Origin of the sequence: Halomonas profundus, assembly GCF_020865425.1 — a bacterium.
In the GTDB taxonomy this organism is placed as follows: domain Bacteria; phylum Pseudomonadota; class Gammaproteobacteria; order Pseudomonadales; family Halomonadaceae; genus Vreelandella; species Vreelandella titanicae.
The window spans coordinates 1,303,859-1,326,843 of record NZ_CP086344.1; the positions used below are offsets into that span (position 1 = coordinate 1,303,859).

Sequence of the window (22,985 nt, forward strand, 5' to 3'; positions counted from 1 at the left end):
GGAGCCAATCACCATGACGGAACAGTCTGCGCGCCAGTTTAATCACTGGCGCCGTTATCTGACCGGTATCGCCTATCGAATGCTGGGGTCGGTGAGCGAAGCGGAAGATGTGGTACAGGATGCCTACCTGCGCTGGCATGATACTGACCACCTTTCGGTGAACGATGTGCGTGCCTACCTGACCACTGTCACCAGCCGGCTTTGTCTTGATCGCCTTAGGGTCGCTCATCGACAACGTGAGGTTTATGTGGGCCCCTGGTTGCCTGAACCGCTGGTGGAAACGTTGGATACTCCGGTGGACCCCGAGGCGCTAGCCAGCGATGTCTCTTTCGCCCTGATGCTGGCGCTGGAGCGGCTGTCGCCTTTGGAACGGGCTGCTTTCCTACTGCACGATGTGTTCGGGCTGGATTTTGGTCAGGTCGCCATCAGCCTCGAACGTAGTGAAACAAGCTGTCGCCAACTTGCCAGCCGGGCTCGAAAAAAGGTGCGGGCCGCACGCCCGCGCTATCAGGTGGCGGCTGGAGAGCACAGCCAACTGACCCAACGCTTCTTTGAAGCAGCACGCAGTGGCGACGTCACCGAATTGAAGGCTTTGTTGAGCGGCAGCGCGACGCTGCATGCCGATGGAGGCGGCAAGAGAGTTGCTGTACGCAGACTCATTATCGGCGCAGATAAAATAAGCCGGTTCTTTGCAGGCTTGGCCCACAAGTCGACGTCATCCAACCCTTGCTGGGTAAGTCATGTAATTGTCAATGGGCTTCCGGGGTGGTTAACGATCGAACACGATGGGCTACCTCAGGTTATGACTCTGGAGGTCGTGGATAGTCGTATCCAGGCACTTTACGTTGTGCGTAATCCGGATAAATTACGCCACTTGGCTGACCAGCTACCGCAGCTTTAGTCTTTAGTTAAGTAAATAGATTTTTCTCAAGCTTTTCTTTTACGGCAGCTTCATGTGTAAAAGCTCAATCGCTTAAGAAGGACTTTCAGGTTTAAAAGAGATCAAGGTTATAAATTGCTGGTTAAGCATTAAAAAAAGCTGTGTGCTCGGCCAATACTGCTAAGCCAATTCCGATTAGCACAATACCGCTGATAAGTTCTGCCCAGTGACCGACGAACTTGCCAAGCTTATTGCCCAGAAAAGTGCCTATAGAGGCCATTACCGTAGTAGCGAGGCCGATAGCTAGGCTGGTGGCGATGATATTGGCATCGATAAAGGCGAGGCTGGCGCCCACAGCCATGGCATCAATGCTGGTAGCAGAGGCGGTCAACACCAATAACCAGAGCGTCTGTTTGCGGTGCTCTATCTTGTCTTCCTTTTTGAGCCCGGCATGCATCATGTGAAGGCCGATAAGCGTCAGCAGGGTAAAGGCCACCCAGTGATCCCAGGCTTGCACATACTGCTGAGATGCCTTGCCCGCTACCCAGCCGAGTACCGGGGTAATGGCTTCGATCACACCAAAGACCAGGCCAATCCCGATGGCGTGACGATACCGTGGCTTTTGAAGCTCGGCGCCTTTGCTGATGGAGGCGGCGAAGGCATCTGCCGACATGGATACGGCTAGAAACAGCAGGGTAATTGGTGTCATGGAGTGTGAACTCGCTCGCTGGAAAAGTACCGTGCACATGTACCCAGTGGCAGAGTAGTAATACTATGCTTGAGTGTAAAAGTCGGGTATTCAATAGCGATGAATCCTACCACGATTTATTAAACAAACAAGACAGAGCTTTAAAAATAAAGTTTGTAATAGTGAACTAACATAGCCTTGGCTAACAATGTGTGTGTTAGCTGATTTTGTTTGCTTTTAATATACTTGTGTGACTTGTGATAAAGATGTGAATCTATTGTGTTCGTCATGTTTAATGACGTTGTGATGTGCTTTTAAGGTTAAAGGTTTATAGTTATCTATAGCGTTATTGTTGTTGGTGATTTAGTTGCAATAATTCAATATTAAGTGGCTTGAAGTTATAAAAGACTAAATAGCCGTTATCAGAATCATCGGGAAAACCAGAAGCCGATTACACTGGAAGTCATGCAGTCTGCGGTGCTGTTCCCGCTGCCCGCAGTTGAATAACATCAGCTCGGGGTGGCGCGCCGAACATGCGGCTGTATTCGCGGCTAAAGTGGGAAGGGCTTTCATAACCTACCCGGTAGCTGGCGGTGGCCGCCTCGAGCCCCTCGGCCAGCATGAGTCGTCGGGCCTCGTGCAGGCGAAGTTTCTTCTGGTACTGCAGGGGCGACATGCGTGTGACTTGCCGGAAGCTATGGTAAAGCGTCGATTCACTCATGTTGGCGGTTGCTGCCAGTTCACGGATCTTGAGCGGTTGCGTGTAGCGCTCTTTAAGCGCATAGATGACCCGCGCAATCCGGTTAGCCTGGGAGTCGGAGGCGGCAAACCGGCGCATGTGAGGCCCCATGGCACCCATGAGTGCCCGATAGATCAACTCCCGACGGGCTAAGGGGGAAAGCACCTTGATGTCTTCCGGGGAGTCGAGCAGGCTCAACAATCGATAAAGTGCACCCTGCATGCGTGCATCCATGGGGGCCGATTTTAATCCGCAGTCCGTCTCGGAGCAGATAGTATCATTTCCCGCGGGCGGCGCTGTGTCGCCCAGTTCCAGTATCAGTCCTGCTACCTCCTGGGGATCCACTGAGACTTTTACCGCCAAGTAGGGCTTTTCCGGGGTGGCATGGTCAATCCTGCCTACCACCGGTAGGTAAACGGCGCTACCCATGTAGCTGGGCCCGGTGTAGACGATCTCCTTGTCACCTAGTAGCACGGTCTTGCTGCCTTGAATGACAAAACACAGACACGGCTCGTATACCGCACAGTGAAAGCTGGTAGGGGCGTCAGCGCGCACCAGTTGCACTTCGGCAATCGCCGTATCCTGAAGCTCTTCAAGTGGGCTCCAGCGACGGGCAACGCTGATTAACTGTTGCGATAGGTTGTCGCTGAGCTGGACAATCTGCTCAGGCAAGATAGTGGTCAATGGCTTTCCTCCCTATTAGTTCGCAGTATATGCCTTCGATTTATAAATCGTAGGCTTTTTCATTTGATTCTGCAGGATCAGGCAAGTACCCCGTAGAAATCGACAACCCGCATCAGCTGTCACCTGACCGTCATGCTGTGCAAGTCCGAAAATCGTTCGTTTGTTTGATTGGGCCTGCTTATTGGGCCGCTCTCTGCCCGTGACAGAAACAGGCAAGCTTTCCGCAGGAACACGATACCTCCCTCGCGCTCGTACCGCCTATTGTAGGTAGCGTCTGATGGGCGCTAAGCCCGCAGCCTGGTGCTGCGGGCTTGCCTGCCCTCCGTATGACCAGAGCGTCTTTCAAGAACGCTACCGGTCTGAGACTCCCCCTCACGGTGGAAGCCGTAGGGCAATGTCGAAATGGATCGTGCTGAACCGACTAATTAAATGCCAACCGCCAACGCGGTGAGGCGTTATATAACGAATGCTGCTATCGGCGTCCGATAGCCACTGGAGCAAGTAATCATGGGAAGTCTGTCTCTAAGAACCCGCTTTGCAAGCAGCCGGGCGATATTCCTGTTCCTGCTGCTGATGGCCTTGCTTACCGGCTGCGAAGCCAAGAGTGAGGAGGCGGCTTCTGCATCGCCCCCGCCACCCCCAGAAGTCGAGGTGGCAGAAGTGACCGCTCAGCCAGTGGTGTTGAGTGAGTCATTCACCGGGCGGGTGGAAGCGGCTGAAACGGTTGAATTAAGGTCGCGAGTCAGCGGCTATATCCAGGAAGTCGCTTTCGAGGAGGGAGAGCTGGTAGAGCAGGGAGATTTGCTGTTCTTGATCGATCCACGCCCATACCAGGCCCGTGTTAACGCCGCCCAAGCGGATCTTGCCCAGGCCAGGAGCCAGCAGGCTCAGGCTGGCAGTGAAGCTGAACGTGCCCGGGTGTTGCTAGGGCGTCAGGCCATTTCCCAGGAAGTGCATGACCAACGTCAATCGGCCCTGAGTAATTCGCGTGCCATGGTCGATGCTGCTGAGGCAGCGTTGCAGACCGCCGAGCTTGACCTTGAATACACCCGCATTACAGCACCGGTCAGTGGCCGCGTCGGTCGGGCGATGGTCACTCGCGGTAACTTAGCCAACGCCGACCAGAGTCTGTTGACCACGCTGGTCACCATTGATCCGATCCACGTCTACTTTGAGGCCGACGAGCAGGCCGCGTTTGCCAGCCAGACACTTCTCACCGGTGACGCGTCGAACAGCCTGAATATCGAGCTGGGCGGCGACCCTCAGCGCCAGTACAAAGGCACCCTGGACTTTATCGACAACCGCTTGAACCCCAACACCGGTACCCTGCAATTCAGGGCAGTGCTGGACAACCCGGATGGCCGCATTCGGCCCGGGGAGTTTGCGCGGGTCGAAATGCCGGTCGCGCGGTTGGACCAAGCGTTGCTGGTGGATGGCAAGGCGGTCCTGACCGACCAGGATCGCCGCTACGTCTACGTGGTGGATGAGAACAACCTCGCCCAGCGTCGCCAGGTCGACACAGGGCGCCGGGTGGATGAACGCACGGTCATCAGCGAAGGGCTTGCTGCCGGCGACCGGGTGATCGTCAACGGGGTGCAAAAAGTCTTCATGCCGGGTATGGAAGTGAGCCCCCAAACGGTGCCCGCCGCCCCGGCTGCTGACGCCCAACCCGCCATTGCTGCCAGGGAGGACTAGACCGCCATGAATTTCTCGCGTTTCTTTGTGGATCGACCGATTTTTGCAGCGGTGCTGTCGATCATTATTCTAGCGGTGGGGCTGATCTCCATACCCAACCTGCCCATTAGCGAGTACCCCGACGTGGTGCCGCCATCAGTGGTCGTTCGCACGGTCTACCCCGGCGCTAACCCGAAGGAGATCGCCGAAACGGTCGCCACGCCACTGGAAGAAGCCATCAACGGCGTTGAGGATATGATGTACCTCAAGTCCGTGGCGGGCTCTGACGGTGTGCTGCAAATGACCGTCACCTTCCGCCCTGGTACCGATGCTGAGCAGGCCGCCGTTCGGGTGCAGAACCGCGTCAGCCAAGCGGAAGCCCGACTGCCGGAAGCCGTGCGTCGGCAAGGCGTCACCACCCAGAAGCAGTCGCCAACGTTTCTGATGGTCGTTCACCTGACCTCGCCCAGCGGTGAATACGACACCCTCTACCTGCGCAACTATGTGCGACTGAATGTCCGTGACCGGCTGGCCCGGATCGAAGGGATCGGGGACGCGCAAATCTTCGGCGGAGGGGACTACGCCATGCGGGCGTGGCTCGATCCTGATCGAATAGCTGCCCGTGGCCTGACGGCCAGTGATGTGGTGGGGGCCATGCGTGAACAAAATGTACAGGTCTCCGCCGGGCAGTTGGGAGCTGAGCCCATTGAAGATAGTGACTTTCTTACCCTGATCAACGCCCAAGGGCGGCTGGAAACAGTAGAGGAGTTTGGCGACATCGTGTTGAAGCGCGGCGAGGGCGGCGAGATACTCAGGCTTTCGGATGTGGCCCGGCTGGAAATGGGCGCCGGGGACTATACGCTGCGCTCGCAGTTGGACGGCAACAACGCGGTGGGTGTGGGAATATTCCAGGCACCGGGTGCCAATGCGCTGGATATCCGAGAGCAGGTGATCGCTACCATGGAGGAGCTGTCCGAGCAGTTCCCTGAAGGTGTTGAGTACGAAGCGGTCTACGACACTACGATCTTTGTTAATGACTCTATAAAGTCAGTGATAGCCACCCTACTGGAAGCCGTGTTGCTGGTAGTGCTGGTCGTCACGCTGTTCCTGCAGACCTGGCGTGCCTCCATTATCCCGCTGCTGGCGGTGCCGGTATCGGTGATCGGTACCTTCGGGGCGCTTTACCTGCTGGGCTACTCCATCAACACGCTCACCCTGTTTGGGCTGGTGTTGGCCATCGGTATCGTGGTGGACGACGCCATCGTGGTGGTGGAAAACGTGGAGCGGAACATCGAGGAGGGCCTGAAGCCCCAGGCCGCTGCTCATCAGGCCATGAAAGAAGTCTCCGGGCCCATTATCGCCGTGGGGCTGGTGCTGTGTGCGGTGTTTATTCCCATGGCCTTCCTGTCGGGGGTGACCGGTCAATTTTATAGCCAGTTCGCGGTGACGATTGCCATCTCCACGGTGATCTCCACCGTCAACTCGCTGACCCTGTCGCCCGCGCTGGCGGCGATGCTGCTCAAGCCCCATGACGCGCCCAAAGATCGACTCACCCGCGTGATAGATAAGCTGTTCGGCTGGATTTTCCGTCCCTTTAACCGCTTTTTTAACGCCAGCTCCAACAAGTACCAGGGCGGCGTGGCTCGTTCCCTGAAGCATCGTGGCGCGGTGTTTGTGGTCTACGCGCTGTTGCTGCTGGGTACCGGCGTGATGTTCAAGGCAGTGCCGCCCGGGTTTATCCCGGTGCAAGACAAGCTGTACCTGATTGCGGGCGTCATCCTGCCGGAAGGGGCGTCTCTGGAGAGAACCGACCAGATGCTTCAGGATGTTGTGGATATTGCCATGGAGACCGAGGGCGTGGAGCACGCCATTGCCTTTCCCGGCCTTAACGCGCTGCAGTTCACCAACACTTCCAACACCGGAGTGGCGTTTCTTACCCTCAGTTCCTTTGGTGAGCGCAGCCTTAGCGCCGCGGAGATAAACGCCCGCATTAATCAGGGCATTGGCGGCCTGAAAGAAGGCTTTGCGTTCTCCTTCATGCCGCCACCGATTCTGGGGCTAGGCAATGGGTCGGGCTTCCAGCTGTTTATCGAGGATCGTGGCAATCTTGGCTATGGGGCGCTGCAGCAGGCGGTGAACCAGCTCCAGGGGGCTATTTCGCAAACGCCGGGAATGGGCTTTCCGATCAGCAGTTATCAATCCAACGTGCCGCAACTGGATGCCGAAGTGGACCGGCTGAGGGCCAAGGCCCAGGGCGTGCCCTTGACCGAGCTGTTCGACACCCTGCAGACCTATCTTGGATCGACCTATGTGAATGACTTCAATCGCTTTGGCCGCACTTGGCAGGTGATCGCCCAGGCGGACGCCCCCTTCCGGGCCAGCGTGGAGGACATCGCCCGCCTGCGCACCCGCAACGACCAGGGAGAAATGGTGCCTATCGGCACGATGGTGAACATCACGCAAACCTTCGGGCCCGACCCGGTGCTGCGCTACAACGGCTACCCAGCAGCAGACCTGGCCGGCGAATTTGACCCCCGCGTGCTTTCTTCCGCCCAGGCGATGGATGCCATCAACGCCCTGGCGGAAGAGGTGCTGCCCCCGGGCATGGCGCTGGAGTGGACCGACCTGAGCTACCAGCAATCCACCCAGGGTAATGCGGCTCTAGTGGTCTTCCCGCTGTCGATCCTGCTGGTATTCCTGGTGTTGGCGGCCCTCTACGAGAGCTGGACGCTACCGCTGGCGGTGATTCTGATCGTGCCCATGTCGATGCTCGCGGCGCTGATTGGTGTCTGGTTTGGCGGAGGTGACAACAACATCTTCGTGCAGGTGGGGCTGGTGGTGCTGATTGGCCTGGCCTGTAAGAACGCCATCCTGATCGTGGAGTTCGCCCGGGAGCTGGAACTGCAGGGCAAGGGCGTAGTGGAAGCGGCCCTGGAAGCTTGCCGGTTGCGCCTGCGGCCGATCATCATGACCTCGATCGCTTTCACCGCGGCGGTGTTGCCTTCGGTAGTTGCCACCGGCGCAGGCGCCGAGGTACGAGCGGCGCTGGGCACTGCGGTGTTTGCCGGCATGATCGGCGTCACCCTGTTTGGCTTGTTCCTCACGCCGGTGTTCTACGTGGCGCTGCGTAAACTGTCTGGCCCATTGGTCAGCCATCATAGCGCTACATTGGACACTTCACCTCACCCTACCAGCCATGCCCAAAGTTGATGATAGAGAGGTATGCCCATTAACACGTTAAAAGGGAAGGTGAGCCCCAAAGATGCCAGCATGGCAAGGCCAATGTTGGCATCTGGAATGGCGGAGCGAATAGCAACGGGGGCGGCAATGTAAGAGGCACTGGCGGAGAGACTGGCTAGAATAACCGCTGATCCAGCGGGTAGCCCTAGCCAGTACGCCATTAGCAGGCCAAAGCAGGAAAGCACGATAGGTGCCGCGAGCGCGAATATAATCAGACGGCTGTGCCCCCACCGCAGGCTGCGCAGTGTTTCTGCCGCGACCAAGCCCATCTCCAACAGGAACAGCGCCAGAATGCCATGGAAGGCTTTGGTATACAGCCCGGTGACTGACTCACCTGCATTTGGGCCGTATAGCCAGCCAATAAGCACACCGCCCACCAACAGGATTACACCGCGATTGGTCAGAGTCTCGTGCCACAGCCCGGAAGTTTTGATCGGCTCTGACGTTGTGTCAGCGGCCTTTTTACGGCTGAAGCGCCGGTAGAGCAACAGGCCCAGCATGATGGCCGGTAGTTCGAGCAGTACCAGGTAAAGCGTCACCTGCCCACCTGTTATTAGGCTATGCGCTTCAGTATACGCCAGGGCCACGGCGAACGTACCGGCGCTAACGGAGCCATAGTGGGCTGCAAGGCTGGCGCTGTCGGCGATGGATAGCCGTACTAAATAGTGAACCACCGGAAAGATAAGCAGTGGAATGATGATCCCCAGCAGAGTGACGCCAGATAACTCGACCAGCAGCGATATGCTCAAACTGCCATGCAGCGCCATGCCGCCTTTAAGGCCAATGGTCAGCATCAGCAGTAGGCTCAATATGTCATAAGCGGCTTTGGGAATACTGAGATCGGAGCGCACCACACCGGCAACCACACCTAGTACAAAAAACATCACCACAATATCCGGCACGGACAATCTCCTTGATGGGTTTTAAAGCAGTTACTTTAGCGATCCAAAGAGATTGATGAAAACAAATAAGATTTATATAGTCATAGATGATTATCTATGGGGCTGGCTATGAAAGTACGACAACTCACTTTTCGCTTGCTACAGGTCTATGCCGACGTGGTTCGCACAGGCTCACTGACGGCCACGGCAAATCGGCTCCACCTGACCCAACCCACGGTGTCTCAGCAGCTAAAGCGGCTGAGAGAAATTGTCGGTGAACCGATTGTGCGCCACGAGGAAGGGCGCCTGGTGCCCACTGAGGTTGGTCAGGCGCTTTATCAACTCAGCCAGGACTTGCTTAGCCGTGCTGATGTGTTTAGTCAGTACCTGGAGGAGTACAACAGCGGAGGGCGCGGACACTTCAGTATCGGCTTGGTGAACACCGCGCAATATGTACTGCCACGGCTGTTAGGGCCGTTTGGTCAGGCTAACCCCCAGGTAGATGTCACGGTGGAGATAGGTAATCGCCAGCAGATGCTCAATCGTTTTGAGCGCCATGAGGATGATATCTACGTATTTAGCCACCCGCCCATTGATGACGATGTGTTAGCCGCGCCTTTTCTGAGCAATCCATTGGTAGTGGTGGGGCCGCAGCATTGCCGCTGGGCAGGCGTAGAAGGTCTCAGCATGGACGCACTCAAAGAGGAGCGATTTCTGCTGCGCGAACCGGGCTCTGCGACTCGGCATACCTTTGAAGCCTGGCTGTACAGTGCGGGTATTGAGCTACGCTCTACCCAGCAGGTCGCCAGTAACGAGGCTATTCGGCTAGCGGTGGCGTCAAACATGGGTCTAGCGGTGCTGTCTCGCCACGTTGTTGCAGATTCGCCCAACGGCGTCCAAGAGCTGCCGTTGCAGGGCTTTCCGCTGAAAAGTCGTTGGCACTTTGTGGTCAGACGGCAACGCCGCTTACCCCCCGCCGCCATTCGTTTTTTGAGCTATGTACAAGCTTCGCTGGCACAAGCGTTTGACGAGCCCGAAGGGGAGATGGCCGTGGCTGAATTGCTCCAAGCCTTAAAGCCTGAACGCTGATGCATTGACTCACAAACAGCGTCAATTATCCCCGTTGAAAGCGACGTAGATCCTATGCGCTAAGCTAAGATATTAAGATAGAGCTTGAGAGAGAACTTAAGAGAGTACTTAAGAGAGTACTAAAGAGAGTACTTAAGATCGCACTCGGTTCATGCAGTCGCACCTTGATATTTGTCTTGGGTAACCGCTGCAAACGGAGGTAACTATGCTGCTCAAAGGATCATGCCACTGCCAGGCAGTGACGTTCAGTGTGAAGTCAAACCACCCCTATCCTTTTAATCGCTGTTACTGTTCTGTGTGCCGCAAAACGGCTGGCGGGGGTGGGTACGCAATCAACCTCAGTGGAGAAAGCAAAACGCTCAACGTTAGCGGCGAAGAGCATATTACTGTCTACCGCGCCTTCATTAAGGGGGAGCAGAGCACGGGAGAGCGGCATTTCTGCAAGCACTGTGCATCGTCGCTGTGGGTTTATGACCCCGAATGGCCCGAGCTGGTACACCCTTTCGCTTCGGCGATTGATACGGACTTGCCGACCCCTCCCCGGAAAACGCACATGATGCTGGGAAGTCGGGCCGACTGGGTCGAGGTCAATGGGCAGTTCCAAGATAAATGCTTCGACGAATACCCCGATGAAAGCCTTGCTGAGTGGCACCAGCGCCTGAGGTTGGAGTGTTAGAGTTAAGTGACGCCGCTTGCTGCGCTTGTGTTGCAAGCTCTCTGTTCTACTCTATTAGACGAGTTCTTCAGGAACTCAACATACGGCTTGTCACGCCTGTGCAGGAGTAGGCCGAGTGCTCGTTTGATGACAAGGAGGGTAGAAAGATGGAATTTGAAAAATATAAGCCATGTATTGAAGCGTGCAATATCTGCGCGATCTACTGTGATTCTTGTGCCACTGCCTGCTTGCAAGAAGATGATGTAAAAATGATGGCTGAGTGCATCCGTTTAGATCGTCAATGTGCACAGATATGCCGCTTGGCAGCCTCCTTTATGGCCCAGGGTAGTGAATACGCCAAGGAAATCTGTCGGATATGTGCTGATATTTGTAAAGCGTGTGGAAATGAGTGTGCCAAACACGATGCTAAGCATTGTCAGGAGTGCGCCAAAGCGTGCCAACATTGCGCCAATGAGTGTGCTGCGATGGCTGCCTAAGGCCGCATAAAAGCCTCAACAATTAAACAAGTCAGCTTTCACTGCGTATGAAAGCTGGCTTTTTTGTACTTTAATCTATATCAAAGAATGCGTTAAAGAGAGTGAGCCTTCTGCAATAGGGAGATCACTTCGTCATCGCTGGTTTGGGTAAAATCTTGATAGTGAAGGCCAACGGCAATAAATGGCTCGGGAGTAGCTAAACAGATCAAATCGTCGACCTCGGTAGCCAACTTATCCAGCGTGGACTGCGGGGCGACAGGCACTGCCAAGGTAACGGAAGCGGCTCCTGCTTGGCGTAGTGCTCTGGCGGCTGCTTTAGCTGTTCCACCGGTGGCGATACCATCATCCACCAATAATATGTGACGTTCGCTAACGTTAATGGGCGCCTGGTTACCAATATAAGTCTGACGACGGCGGGTTATCTCGCTTAGTTGGCGCTGTACTTCAGCTTCCAGATAACTTTCAGAAGGCTGAAAAATCTGCAGCAAATCCGGTGTCCACAGCACTTGAGGTGGGTCGCCATCGACGACAGCGCCTAGCCCAATCTCGGGTTGCCCAGGCGCACCAATCTTACGCACGATGACCACATCAAGCGGAAGTTTAAGTGCTGCCGCTACCTCGTAAGCAACTGGTACACCCCCACGAGGTAATGCCAGCACTAGGTCATAACGCGCGTCGGATAATACATAAGCAAGCTTTCGCCCTGCTGCGCGTCGATCATCAAAAAGCTCTTGATGCTTGTGCATGTGTGGCTTCTCAACTCCAAAACAGCCTAAACTCCAAAAGGATAAGTGCCTAGCTCTCCCTGGGGACAAAGTCATCGCGTGATGGGGGCACGTGCGCGGCGGAATTCAGAAGGGCCGTGGGGAACTGTTGCTGAGTGATCCATAAGAGTCTCTCAGTACACGAAAGGCGAAAAGATAGCCTAACAATGACTATAGTCAGGAGGAAACAGCTTATCCAAACCGTTATTTCCCTGAGTCGCCAAGCGGCTCGCTAACAAGATGCAGTGGGCTAGGAGCGCTGTGTTTTTCGATACAGCCACCACACGTCAACACCAAACGAATAGAGCAATGAGATCAATGCACTAATGGCCAGCAGGCTGGCAACAAGGTGGGAGGTTAGTGGCGTTAATGCTAGCAGTAGCGCCACCGCCTGCCAGACACAAACGGCTTTACGGCGAAAGCTTGCAAACAGCGGTTTTGAAAGCCACGGGAACTGCCAACTGGCGGCGATAAACAGGTAGCGCATTGCGCCTATCAACAGCACCCAAAACCCCAGTGATTCCAGCCGCAACAAACCTGCGCACAGTAGCAAAATCAGCAGGGCATCCAACTCCATATCAAAGCGCGCCCCGAATCGGGTGTGGCTTTTGGTGCGCCTGGCTATCCAGCCGTCAACGCCATCCAGCAGTAGGGCGATCACCGCGATCGCCAGCCATTGCCAGATTGCCCCTACAAAGGCATTGGCGGCGAGCGCACCTGCCACTAATGAAACCACAACCGCACGCACCAACGTGACCCGGTTAGCCCAACCCAGTGCGCCGTGGGGCCAGAAGATGATGACCAGAGCGGAAATAAACGTGTAGAAGGCAAAGGCCACCCACCAATTGGCCGGAGTAGCCATTAAAAGTGGTAAGCCTTTGCCTACAGCAATTAGCAGCAAGCTGCCCAGCAGTAGTTCTGCAGCGCCATAGAGACGCTTAGGCAGGGTGTAAGAAGAAGCGTTGGAAAAAAGCGGCATGGTGGCTCACGAAGCGGCGTCGCTATCCGCAGTTGAAATAAATGATGCAACTATTTTTATATGTACCATTCTTGTAGAAGAAGGTAGTGTTGTCCATAAGATCAAGAAATAGACGGGTTAGTTTCAATTGTTCCAAATGGTTAATCGAATATATTCTTTTCACCCGCTACGCTGAAGATGGTGAACCATTGAAAACTGTTCTGCCTAAGGCCATGCAATGCATGGCCACACATTATACTCGGGGGCTGAGACACACTGCGTGTCTCTTACCCCTAACTTGCAGCGCAATGGTGCCACGCCACATTCAACGGAATGAAAGAGAGCCCGAATCAAGTGGGCTCGTAACGAAAAGGAACGCTCATGTCGGCGCTTGACGATGTTGGCAAAGCTCCCAATGCCGCTAAAAAAACCTGGGCCACCGCCTTTTGGGTGACCAACCCAGCACAAGGCGAGATGAGGCGTGAACAACTAAGTCCTCCCGCCCAGGATGAGGTGCATATACGTACCTTATACAGTGGTATCAGCCGCGGCACCGAATCGTTGGTGTTCAATGGTCGTGTGCCTGAAAGCGAATTCTCGCGCATGCGGGCTCCCTTCCAGTCGGGTGAGTTTCCTGCCCCGGTCAAATATGGCTACTGCAGCGTTGGCCGCGTTGAGCAGGGGCCAAGCGTTCTCCTGGATAAAACCGTTTTTTGCCTGTTTCCCCACCAGGATCACTACATTGTGCCTGCTTCGGCAGTGCTGGAAGTACCCACCAATGTGCCTGCTAAACGTGCCGTCTTGGCGGCCAATATGGAAACCGCCATCAATGGCGTGTGGGACGCCGAGCCGATGCTGGGTGAGCGAATCACTATTATGGGCGCCGGTGTCGTCGGTGCGCTGGTAGCGTACCTGTGCGCTCAGGTGCCTGGTGTTACCGTTCAGTTAGTCGATATTAACCCTGAGCGTCGCCAGCTCGCCGAGCAGTTGGGCGCCACCTTCTGCACTCCCGAACAAGCTCTCCATGATCAAGATTGCGTGATTCACGCCAGCGGCCAGTCTGCCGGCTTGCGCCAAGCACTGGCGTTAGCGGGCAGCGAAGGGCGCATTATCGAAATGAGCTGGTTTGGCGAGGGGGATATTGCGATTCCATTGGGCGGAGCTTTTCACTCCCAGCGGCTAACGCTCAAGGCCAGCCAAGTAGGTCAACTGCCGCCCAAGTTACGCCCACGCTGGGACTACCAGCGCCGCCTTCAATTAGCGCTGAGCCTGCTGGTAGACGAGCGGTTGGATGCGCTAATCAGCGGTGAAAGCGACTTTGCACAACTGCCCACGCTTGCTCCTCAGTTGTTTGGCCGTGGTAGCGTTGAGCTCTGTCACCGCCTGCGCTACTCCTCATAACCTATTTACTTATCATTGGAGTTTTTATGTTCCGTTTATGTGTTCGTGACCACTTTATGATTGCCCATAGCTTTAATGGTGAGATCTTTGGCCCTGCCCAGCGTACCCACGGGGCTACCTATGTTGTCGACGTAGTTTTTCAGCGCCCCGAGCTGGATGAGGACGGCCTGGTGATCGATATCGGCCTTGCCAGCGAAACGGTAAAATCAGTACTGGCGGATTACAACTTCTGTAATTTGGATGAAGTGCCCGAGTTCGCGGGTAAAAATACCACCACCGAGTTTATGGCCAAGGTGATCTTTGACCAGCTCGCCAAGGCGATTGGTGAGGGCAAAATGGGCATCACCGCCAAAGGGATTACCCATATGGAGATCAAGCTACATGAATCCCATGTAGCCTGGGCAAGCTATGAAGGCGCTCTATGAGTAAGCGGTTTAACCTTATCGTTGCCGGTGACCCTGCTCAGCGTACCGGCGGCTATATTTACGACGCCCAAATTGTCTCGGCCCTGCGTGACCAGGGATGGGAAATTGACGTCGTCGGCTTGGCTGGCACGTTTCCTGATGCGGATGCCGAGGCAGCAGAAGCGCTCACTCAGGCCCTAGCGTCGCTTCCCGATCAGGCGGCGGTGGTGATTGATGGCCTGGCCATGGGAGCGCTGCCGGAGGTGGTTGCCCAACATGCCCAGCGGCTGGAAATCACAGCGTTGCTGCACCACCCCTTAGGCGATGAGTTGGGCCTTGATGAGGCTGATCAGCAGCGCTTTCATCGCAGCGAGTTAAACGCGCTTGCCCACGTGGCGCGGATTATCGTCACCAGTCACTTTACCGCCCGGCGCTTACCTGAGCTGGCGGCTCACTATGAAATGCCACTCAATCCCAGTGTCACTGTGGTTGAGCCGGGTGTTGCCCAGGCGCCGATCAGCTCCGCAGCAGAACCGGGTGAGCTACTACGTTTGCTATGTGTGGCAACGTTAACGCCGCGCAAAGGGCAGGATATTCTGGTAAAGGCATTGGCGGGCGTTAGCGGCGATCACTGGCAATGCGACTGCTACGGTGGCGCCCGGGATGCCACTTTTACCCAGCGTGTACAGCAACTGATTGATCAGAACGGCTTGCAAGACAGCGTACGGCTTCACGGCGAGTGCGATGGCGCTACGCTGGAAGCGGCCTATCGCAGCGCCCATGCGCTGGTACTGCCCTCTTGGTATGAAGGCTACGGCATGGTGGTCACCGAAGCCCTGGCCCACGGCCTGCCAGTGATTACCACTACCGGTGGTGCGCTTCGCGATACCTTGCCTGCAGGCGCTGGTTTGAGCGTTGAACCGGGTGACGTCGACGCGCTTCAAGATGCCCTCAGCCGTTTTTGCCATGACGACAAACTACGCCACCAACTGCGCCAGGGAGCGGCCCAGGCCCGGGATGCGTTAAGCGACTGGCAAGAAGCGGGGGCTAAGTTTGCCACGGCGTTAACTGCGCCCGCCGATTCTCCAAATTTGCGCCCAGGCAGCCAGTTTGCGTCCGACTGGCTGACGCTGCGGGAGGCGGCTGATGTCGATTCCCGTAGCCAGCCCTTGGCTGAGCTTGCCGCGAAGTGGCTGAGCGCGCGTACTCCGGCGCCGCTGATAGCGGATCTTGGCTGCGGCCGGGGCAGTAACATGCGCTTTCTGGCGCCGTGCCTGAATGGCCACCAGCGCTGGAAGCTGATCGATCACGACGCCATTTTGTTAGCCCAGGCGCGCCAGTGTGCTGCCGGATTAAGCAATAGCCAAGGGCAGCCCGTGGCCATTGAGACGTACTGCATATCGCTGGAGGCGCTTGCCGAGGTGCCACTTGACGACGCGTACCTCGTCACCGCATCGGCGCTGCTAGATCTGGTCTCCCAACAATGGATCGATGCCTTGGTGACCCGCATTGCTGGGCAGCAGCAGGCGCTGCTGATAGCGCTAAGCGTGACCGGTGAGTGGCACTTTATTGACCCTCAAGGCGCGCCGGTGCTAGATGACGAAGACCGCTGGCTGCAGGCGATGTTTATGGCTCACCAGCAGCGCGATAAAGGTTTAGGTGATGCACTAGGCGGGCAGGCGCACGGGGCATTAGTTGCCGCGTTAGAGAGGGCTGATTATCGCATTGAACAAGCTGAAACACCGTGGCAGCTCGCTGCTGGCAGTCAAGAACAGCAGCCGTTAATGATGGCGCTACTCGAAGGCTGGGCCGAAGCTGCCACCGAGCAAGCCCCGGAAGCGGCGGCGCGTATTGCCACCTGGTTACAGCAGCGCCAGCAGGCGGTGGCCAATGGCGAACGGGGTATTTGGGTGGGGCACCGCGACCTGTTTGCTACGCCTCTGTTTGCCAACCCCAGGGAAGAGGCCTAATCCTATGGGGCCTGATCAAGGTATGTTCACTCGACTGGGGGCTTGTTATAAAAAGCTGGCGCGGAGAAGCCCATGGCTACGCCGCATGGTGGTCAGCATAGCGTTGCTGGGTGCGGTGGCGTTGTGGGTGGAGCCCCAGGCGATTGTGGCGGAGGTGCAACGTTTCTCCGCGGAGTGGGTCGTGCTGGCGTTAGCCATCAGCACGCTACAGATCATGCTTTGCGCCTGGCGCTGGCAGTTTACCGCGGGTCTTATTGATGTACCGCTGCGGTTTGCTTACGCGCTACGGGAGTACTACCTGGCCCTACTGGTCAATCAGCTGTTGCCCGGCGGTGTATTAGGCGACGCCGGGCGGGCGCACCGCCATGCCACTCAAGCGCAGTCTAGGGGGCGCGCCTGGCGAGCGGTGATTATTGAGCGCGCCTCGGGGCAGGTCGCCGTGGTGATGCTAACGCTAACCGCGCTGCTTTTCTCACCGCTCTGGCATGCCGCGCTGGGTGAGTCAGTGATCACAGCGGTGGGGTTAAGCGCATTCGCCGCTCTTGCGGCGCTCATCGCCAGCGGCCTGCTGCTGCGCCAACGTTTTAGCCATGGGCTGACAAGGCTGCCGAGCTGGTGTCAAGCCCTGGTGCGCGATGTAAGGCGTGGTTTGTTGCGGCACGGCGTGTGGCCCCAGCAGTTGCTTTCGTCTCTGGTGATTGTGTTGAGCTATGGTCTGGTAATGGTCTGTGCGGCTCGGGCGATTGGCGTTGAGCTACCGTCGCTGCAAGTGCTGGCGCTGACACCGGTACTGCTACTGGCCATGCTGATCCCGTTTTCGGTAGCCGGATGGGGATTGCGTGAAGGCGCCGCTGCCGGGGTCTGGGCGCTGGTCGGCCTGCCACCCGCTCAAGGCGTGGCGGTGTCATTGGCTTACGGGGTGCTGGTGTTGCTGGCGAGCCTACCGGGTATCTGGGTGGCGCTGAGTCGTCGTGAAAAAGCGCAACCTTCAGGCGGTAGTATCCCGCAGTCGCAGATCGAACAGCGTGTCGTCACCGCAGCGGAAAGTCCGCATGGGCGGGCGCAGCGCACTCTCAAGGGTCTCAATAGGCGTCATTTGCAGCCCTGGCCTACCGGAGCCGATCAGCAGCGGGGCGACCAACAGATGCAGACGGTCAACGGCACCCGCTTCGATAAACTGAGACACCGTAATGCCGCCACCCTCTATCAGTACCCGCGGCAAGCCCTTTTCGGCCAGCAGGGTGACAACATCTTTGGGATTGAACTGACCGCTGGCATTCAGCGGCAGTACGCAACGTTCAACGTGGGCCACGCTCGCCGTTGCCTGCAGCTCAGACCCCATGATATGCAGCGTCGGGGCGTTATTGGTGTTCAGCAGTGCCAAGTCGCTGGGAATGCGGCCGCGTGGATCCAGCACCACCCGCATCGGGTTAGTGCCGCTAACATGGCGCACGGTCAGCTGCGGGTTATCGGCGCTGGCGGTACCCGCGCCGACCACCACTGCGTCGACCAAAGCGCGCAGACGATGCAGGTGAACCAAACTTTCATGGCCGTTGATGTAGTGGGAGTGGCCACTTTCCGTGGCAATGCGGCCATCCATACTCTGTCCCAGCTGCGCCACCACCCACGCCGGTCGACTGGCCAGCGGGGTCAGGCAATCGAGCAGCTCTCGCGCCTCAGCGGTGATCGCTTTAGCCGTTTGCCACTCGCCGGTTGGCGACACCTTAATCGCCACATCGCTAGGACGCCGATGACGCAGTGCCAACAGCCAATTCCAGGCGTCGGCCAGTGTAATCGTGTTGACATGAGATTCGGGCATGACGCCTCCGCGCTTAAAGATTCGCTTCATCATGCGGGCGCTTCTTGGTTAAGAGCAAGCCGTTCGGGGCAGCCATTCATTCAGTTCAGAGCAAATAGCTCAGCGCGAGCGTGCGCCATCCCCCTCGTAAGGAAGCCAGGAGGCCTACATGTACCAGATTGAACGCGCTATTTTCGACATCCGCCGTGGATTGCCAGTGGTGGTGAATGCCAGTGGGCAGCGTTTGCTCGTGCAGGCGCTGGAAGGCAGTGAATCGGTCGAAGCGCTGGCTTTGCTAGCAGGCGAGCGGCCTTCGCTGGTGCTTACTCGTCACCGCCTGACGGCGATGGGCATGAACTTGTCCGCCGAGGCCGCCAGCCTACCGCTGGTAGCTCACATTAGCACCAATGAGCTGAATGGCTTGGCCTCGGCGGAAACGCTTTCACAACCTGCGGGTGGGTTACTGAGCGGGTTAAAGCCCGCCGGAATAGCCGAACTAGGCGCCGTGACGCTGATGCGCAGAGCCCTGCTGATTCCCGCAGCGCTCTGCGCTTTTGTTAGCCAAGAGGCTACAGCGACCATTGAGCAGCAGTTGGCAGAAGGACGCCTGCTGCAAGTCAGCGCTGAAGACGCTACACAATGCCTTGCTGGGGCGCCGGGCATGCTCAAGCGGGTGAGCGAAGCGAATATCCCCCTCGAGGATGCTGCCGACAGCCGCTTTGTGCTTTTCCGTGAGCCGGACGGCCTGCGTGAGCACGTTGCTGTGGTGATCGGTAAACCGGAGCGCTGGGAAGGCGCGGTGCCGCTACGCCTGCACTCGGCGTGTTTAACCGGTGACCTGTTCGGCAGTCTGCGTTGCGATTGCGGCGAGCAGCTACGCAACGCCGTGGCGGATATTCAAGCCATGGGTGGCGGTGTGCTGCTCTATTTGGCTCAAGAGGGCCGGGGCATTGGCTTAGCCAATAAACTACGCGCCTACACCTTACAGGATGGTGGCCTGGATACCGTGGATGCGGATCAAGTACTCGGTTTTGGTGACGATGAGCGCCAGTATGCGGTGGCAGTGGATATGCTCAATGCGCTCAATATCGACCAAGTTCAACTGCTGACCAACAACCCCTTGAAGATGGAAGCGTTGCGTCAGGGTGGTATTGAAGTGGTATCACGCCAGGCGCTGTACGGCAGCGTTACCGACCACAACCAGCGCTATCTAAATGCCAAAGCCACCCGAGGCGGGCACTTGTTGGAAGATGTGCTCAGTAGCCAGCGTTAAACCGTACTAAGCGCTAAACATGAACCAACACGAACCTAGTGACGGGGCTGTCATTAGTTGGTTAGCGATGGTAGTTGGGCGGTTTCTTTTACCACTGCTGCTAACTGTCTTGCGTAGTGTTGAACCAGTTGCTCGCCTAGTTCAGCGCTGGCTTGGCTGGCATCGCCCGCGACACCTTGGGTGCTTAAGTCTTCCGCCAGCCAGGCAAAAGCCGCAGCACCTTCTGCGCTCACTAATGCATCGCCTTGGGGCGCTGCAGGCGGGGTGGCCTGATAGCCGTCCAACTGCACCAGCGTTGGCGCTAAATAGAGCATCATAGCGGTTTCGAGCAGTCCGCCGTGTAAGCCGTAGCGCAACTCTTCAAAGGCAATCGCGCCCTCTAGCGGTGGTAGCCGTGTGTAAGTCGCTTTGACCACGCGCATACCATGCCGCCGACGCAGGGTTAACCCTGCCAAATCCATCACTGCCTTATTACCACCATGGCTGTTAATCAGCACCAGGCGGCGAATGCCGGCGTGGGCTAAGCTGTCGCCGTAGGCTTCAAGAGTAGCAATGGCCAGCGGCGCGGGTAGGCTGAGCGTGCCGGGAAAATTGGCGTGCTCGTCGCTGGCGCCCACCGCAATCGGCGGTAGGCAGATTACGTTCAGGTGGGTATCCAGCTTCTCCAACATAGCGGTTTGCAGCCCCTCGCCAATGGTCAAGTCGGTGGCTAAAGGGAGGTGAGTGCCGTGCTGTTCAATGGCCCCGAGCACCAGTACCGCTACAGGGTCGCATTGGGCGAACTCGGCTAACTGCGGAGCGGTGAGGGTTTGCCAGTGGTGAATCATAAAATGAGAAGCCTTTAGGTATTAAGCATCATTCAGAAGTAATCGATGATCCGAGCGGCAGGCGTACAGGTCACCGGAAGGCAATCCTTCGGCCCCTGTGCTTAGCCACTCGCTAACCGCTTGCGGTGTTTGCCACTCGGTCCAGCGAAAGTGGCGTTGTTCACCGGCCACCACGTTGTAGCGGTACTCGCCAAGGCGGCTTAAGTGGTTCACGCAGGCGTTGTTTATTTCCAGGGCGCCTGCCACAAACTCCACCGACAGCGCGGCCACCGGGCAACTTAGCCCCGCCAAAACCTCCGCCTCAAAACCTTCAACGTCGATTTTTATAAAGCTGGGCTCGCCATACTCGTCAATTAACGCATCCAGCGTGGTCACCGGCACCCGTAAACGCTGCTCCCACCGTACCTGACTAAAGCCTGCGTTGCGTTCGCCGATCTGCTCCCGCCACTCGGTGGCCAGGGTAGACAGGGTCGGGTTGCTGGGGCTGATCGCTATCTCAGCAAAGCCCACCGTAGGGCCCGCCGCCATCGGCAGCAGGGTAATGGTCGGCGGCTTTACCAGGCGTTTAAACCATTTGGCGAGGTCGGGCTGGGGCTCCAGCGCCACCACCTTGGCGCCGAGCGCATGAAAAGCCGCGCTACGGTCGCCTAGATGCGCGCCAATATCAAAGGCAACGGTGCCGGGTTGTATGAAAGGCTGATAGAGGCGCTGCAGGCCACGCTGACGCCCAGGCCGCCAATAAATAAACAGCGAGCGGGCTAGCCCACCCGCGCTGCGCAGTCGTCGTAGCGCCATGCGCCGCATTAGTTGGGCTCTCTGAATGGACGTGCCTTGATCCACACAGGCGCTGGCGAGATAAGGTTTGCTTGATAAGTGCTATTCGTCATCGGGATACCACACGTAATTCCAGGTTTCGCTAACTGGTTCGCCGTTTAAGGTGAGCCTTAGTCGAACATCGCTGGGTTGATCGCTGGCGGGTAGCCGGAAGCTGGCTCGCCAGCCATTGTTGGGCAGCGCGGTGACCTGGGGGAGCAGTACCTCGCCGTGTTGGGCGCTAATGTCTAACTCGACGGGCTGGTCAGCGGTGAGTTCCTCTAAGGCACCTCCCTGAAAGTCGACAATAAACTGGCGCTGGCCTTGTGAGGCAGAGTCCGCTTGCCCCGGCACCGCCGCATTGCCATGACGAGTGCGAATGGCGCGGCCAAGATTGTGCGCATCAGGCTGAGTGTTCAGCGTGTGAGTGAGATAGTGCAGGCGGCGCGATTCGCCGGCATCCAGGGTGTCGTCCGCCACCCAGTAGGCGACTATATTGTCGTGAGTCTCATCGGGGGTAGGGATTTCGACAAGTTCCACGTGGCCCGGGCCCCAATCATCCAGCGGCACAATCCATTGGCTGGGGCGACGGTGATACTGGGCTTCGGTATCCAAATAGCGGTTAAAATCCCGTTCCCGTTGCATTAATCCAAAGCCTTGAGGGGAGTCGTCTACAAAGGCGGATGTATGCAGGTGAGATGGGTTACTCAGCGGGCGCCAGATCCACTCGCCGCTACCGGCATGTATCAGTAGGCCATCGGAGTCGTGCACCTGTGGACGAAAATCGTCCGGCCGCTCGCGGCTTGCCTCACCATAAGTGAACATACTGGTGAGCGGTGCAACGCCCAGCTTGGCAATATCTTGCCGGGCAAACAGCTCCGCTTCGACCTCGACCTGAGTATTCTCACCGGGTTGGATAACAAAGCGATAGGCGCCGCTGACCGAGGGGCTATCCATTAACGCCAGCAGTTCAAGCTGTTCGGCATCAGCCTCGGGTTTATAGAGCCAAAACTCGCGAAATGCCGGGAACTCTTCGCCATCTGACGAGGCGGTATCGATCGCCAGCCCGCGAGTAGATAGTCCGTAAGCCTGGTCACGCCCGACAATGCGGAAGTAGCTGGCACCGAGAAATACACCAAATTCGTCGGCGTAGTCATCGCTGTTAAGAGGGTAGTGGAGGCGAAACCCCGCATGGCCGCTGCCGACTAAGTCTTGCTCTTTCAGTGCGGCGGCATTGCCATCGTAGGTGTAGTCCTCTGCTGAAAAGGGCAGGGGCGTTACCGTGTCGTTTTCGATAACGTTCAAGGCAATCGGGGTTTGAAACAGAAAGCCGCTATGAAATAACTGTAGGTTAAAAGGGCTCTCGTCTTTCCAGTAGGCGTGTTCGGGATCAAAGCGAATTTGCCGGTAGGTATCGTAATCAAGCTCACGCAATACCTCTGGTAAGGTCTCTTCCGGGGCTTGGTAGGTTTCTTGAGCAAGCTGTTTGGCGCGTTCAATAACCTGCCTGAAGTGCGCATCGTCTGCGGCCAACGCTGGCAAGGTCAGCGCGCAGCCAATTAACACTATCCATTTGCCAGGCCGCCACTTGGCAACCGGCTTCCTACCAACTTGATTACAACGCATGGGCGAAATCCTTTCCGGTGAGGGCCTGCAAAGCGCATGGCCTAAAGCCAAGCAAAGCGTGAAATTTTTACACAACAACTATACGATAAAATATTACAGTACATGATTATTGCGCTTTTCAGCA

Annotated in this window: 19 protein-coding genes and 1 pseudogene; 11 read left to right on the forward strand and 9 right to left on the reverse strand. The window is 56.9% G+C overall.

Annotated elements, in window-relative coordinates:
- The first annotated feature begins 13 nt into the window (after window positions 1-13).
- Window positions 14-901 (forward strand): sigma-70 family RNA polymerase sigma factor, encoded by an 888-nt coding sequence (locus LMS44_RS05925; protein WP_022520554.1) that lies wholly within the window; start codon window positions 14-16, stop codon window positions 899-901.
- A 121-nt stretch (window positions 902-1,022) separates the two neighbouring features.
- Here the strand turns inward: LMS44_RS05925 and LMS44_RS05930 are convergent, their stop codons facing one another.
- Both LMS44_RS05930 and LMS44_RS05935 read right to left on the reverse strand, forming a co-directional pair.
- A complete protein-coding gene (locus LMS44_RS05930) occupies window positions 1,023-1,589 on the reverse strand; it encodes a manganese efflux pump MntP (RefSeq protein ID WP_159176334.1) in 567 nt (188 codons plus the stop codon).
- 442 nt (window positions 1,590-2,031) lie between these two features.
- The gene (locus LMS44_RS05935) at window positions 2,032-2,991 is read right to left on the reverse strand and encodes an AraC family transcriptional regulator (RefSeq protein WP_022520552.1); all 960 of its coding nucleotides are present in this window, start codon (window positions 2,989-2,991) and stop codon (window positions 2,032-2,034) included.
- Window positions 2,992-3,498: 507 nt separating this feature from the next.
- Between LMS44_RS05935 and LMS44_RS05940 the strand changes: the two genes are divergently transcribed.
- A complete protein-coding gene (locus LMS44_RS05940; RefSeq protein ID WP_278369090.1) occupies window positions 3,499-4,686 on the forward strand; it encodes an efflux RND transporter periplasmic adaptor subunit in 1,188 nt (395 codons plus the stop codon).
- Window positions 4,687-4,692: 6 nt separating this feature from the next.
- A complete protein-coding gene (locus LMS44_RS05945) occupies window positions 4,693-7,875 on the forward strand; it encodes an efflux RND transporter permease subunit (protein WP_498947103.1) in 3,183 nt (1,060 codons plus the stop codon).
- On the opposite strand, the gene LMS44_RS05950 is transcribed toward LMS44_RS05945, so the two are convergent.
- Window positions 7,848-8,807, reverse strand: coding sequence for a sodium-dependent bicarbonate transport family permease (locus LMS44_RS05950; RefSeq protein WP_498947105.1), 960 nt, complete (start codon window positions 8,805-8,807; stop codon window positions 7,848-7,850). The two genes, LMS44_RS05945 and LMS44_RS05950, sit on opposite strands and share 28 nt — an antisense overlap.
- A gap of 108 nt (window positions 8,808-8,915) precedes the next feature.
- Here LMS44_RS05950 and LMS44_RS05955 point away from each other — a divergent pair, with 108 nt between their 5' ends.
- From LMS44_RS05955 to LMS44_RS05965, 3 genes are all read left to right on the forward strand, one after another.
- Window positions 8,916-9,875 carry a LysR family transcriptional regulator gene (locus LMS44_RS05955; RefSeq protein WP_278369087.1) on the forward strand — a complete coding sequence of 320 codons (960 nt, stop codon included), beginning with the start codon at window positions 8,916-8,918 and terminating at the stop codon, window positions 9,873-9,875.
- Window positions 9,876-10,080: 205 nt separating this feature from the next.
- The gene (locus tag LMS44_RS05960) at window positions 10,081-10,551 is read left to right on the forward strand and encodes a GFA family protein (protein ID WP_041157837.1); all 471 of its coding nucleotides are present in this window, start codon (window positions 10,081-10,083) and stop codon (window positions 10,549-10,551) included.
- Between the two features lie 146 nt (window positions 10,552-10,697).
- Window positions 10,698-11,027, forward strand: coding sequence for a four-helix bundle copper-binding protein (locus LMS44_RS05965; protein ID WP_041157838.1), 330 nt, complete (start codon window positions 10,698-10,700; stop codon window positions 11,025-11,027).
- A 92-nt stretch (window positions 11,028-11,119) separates the two neighbouring features.
- Here the strand turns inward: LMS44_RS05965 and LMS44_RS05970 are convergent, their stop codons facing one another.
- Both LMS44_RS05970 and LMS44_RS05975 read right to left on the reverse strand, forming a co-directional pair.
- Entirely contained in the window at window positions 11,120-11,773 is a 654-nt protein-coding gene (locus tag LMS44_RS05970) for a phosphoribosyltransferase (protein WP_278369086.1), read from the reverse strand.
- Window positions 11,774-12,041: 268 nt separating this feature from the next.
- Window positions 12,042-12,770 carry a CDP-alcohol phosphatidyltransferase family protein gene (locus LMS44_RS05975; RefSeq protein WP_041157840.1) on the reverse strand — a complete coding sequence of 243 codons (729 nt, stop codon included), beginning with the start codon at window positions 12,768-12,770 and terminating at the stop codon, window positions 12,042-12,044.
- Window positions 12,771-13,130: 360 nt separating this feature from the next.
- Here LMS44_RS05975 and LMS44_RS05980 point away from each other — a divergent pair, with 360 nt between their 5' ends.
- The 4 genes and pseudogenes from LMS44_RS05980 to LMS44_RS05995 form a co-directional block, all read left to right on the forward strand.
- A complete protein-coding gene (locus LMS44_RS05980; RefSeq protein WP_278369085.1) occupies window positions 13,131-14,150 on the forward strand; it encodes a zinc-dependent alcohol dehydrogenase in 1,020 nt (339 codons plus the stop codon).
- A 26-nt stretch (window positions 14,151-14,176) separates the two neighbouring features.
- Window positions 14,177-14,575 carry a 6-pyruvoyl trahydropterin synthase family protein gene (locus LMS44_RS05985; protein ID WP_190373715.1) on the forward strand — a complete coding sequence of 133 codons (399 nt, stop codon included), beginning with the start codon at window positions 14,177-14,179 and terminating at the stop codon, window positions 14,573-14,575.
- On the forward strand, window positions 14,572-16,524 hold the full coding sequence (locus LMS44_RS05990) for a glycosyltransferase (protein WP_278369084.1): 1,953 nt from the start codon (window positions 14,572-14,574) through the stop codon (window positions 16,522-16,524). Before LMS44_RS05985 ends, LMS44_RS05990 begins: the two co-directional genes overlap by 4 nt.
- An 85-nt stretch (window positions 16,525-16,609) precedes the next feature.
- Window positions 16,610-17,452, forward strand: a pseudogene (locus LMS44_RS05995) (lysylphosphatidylglycerol synthase transmembrane domain-containing protein); the annotation flags it as partial.
- Window positions 17,453-17,512: 60 nt separating this feature from the next.
- Here LMS44_RS05995 and LMS44_RS06000 read toward each other — a convergent pair.
- A complete protein-coding gene (locus LMS44_RS06000; protein ID WP_476489416.1) occupies window positions 17,513-18,376 on the reverse strand; it encodes a RibD family protein in 864 nt (287 codons plus the stop codon).
- A gap of 115 nt (window positions 18,377-18,491) precedes the next feature.
- Between LMS44_RS06000 and ribA the strand changes: the two genes are divergently transcribed.
- Window positions 18,492-19,595 (forward strand): GTP cyclohydrolase II RibA, encoded by a 1,104-nt coding sequence (ribA, locus tag LMS44_RS06005; RefSeq protein ID WP_498947109.1) that lies wholly within the window; start codon window positions 18,492-18,494, stop codon window positions 19,593-19,595.
- Between the two features lie 53 nt (window positions 19,596-19,648).
- Here ribA and LMS44_RS06010 read toward each other — a convergent pair whose 3' ends face one another.
- The 3 genes from LMS44_RS06010 to LMS44_RS06020 all read right to left on the reverse strand — a co-directional run bounded on the left by LMS44_RS06010 (window position 19,649) and on the right by LMS44_RS06020 (window position 22,861).
- The gene (locus LMS44_RS06010; RefSeq protein ID WP_498947111.1) at window positions 19,649-20,422 is read right to left on the reverse strand and encodes a creatininase family protein; all 774 of its coding nucleotides are present in this window, start codon (window positions 20,420-20,422) and stop codon (window positions 19,649-19,651) included.
- 21 nt (window positions 20,423-20,443) lie between these two features.
- Window positions 20,444-21,226: an FkbM family methyltransferase gene (locus LMS44_RS06015; protein ID WP_022520535.1), complete on the reverse strand. Its 783-nt coding sequence runs from the start codon at window positions 21,224-21,226 to the stop codon at window positions 20,444-20,446.
- Window positions 21,227-21,298: 72 nt separating this feature from the next.
- On the reverse strand, window positions 21,299-22,861 hold the full coding sequence (locus LMS44_RS06020; RefSeq protein ID WP_414122498.1) for an OpgD/OpgG family glucan biosynthesis protein: 1,563 nt from the start codon (window positions 22,859-22,861) through the stop codon (window positions 21,299-21,301).
- Between the last annotated feature and the right edge of the window lie 124 nt (window positions 22,862-22,985).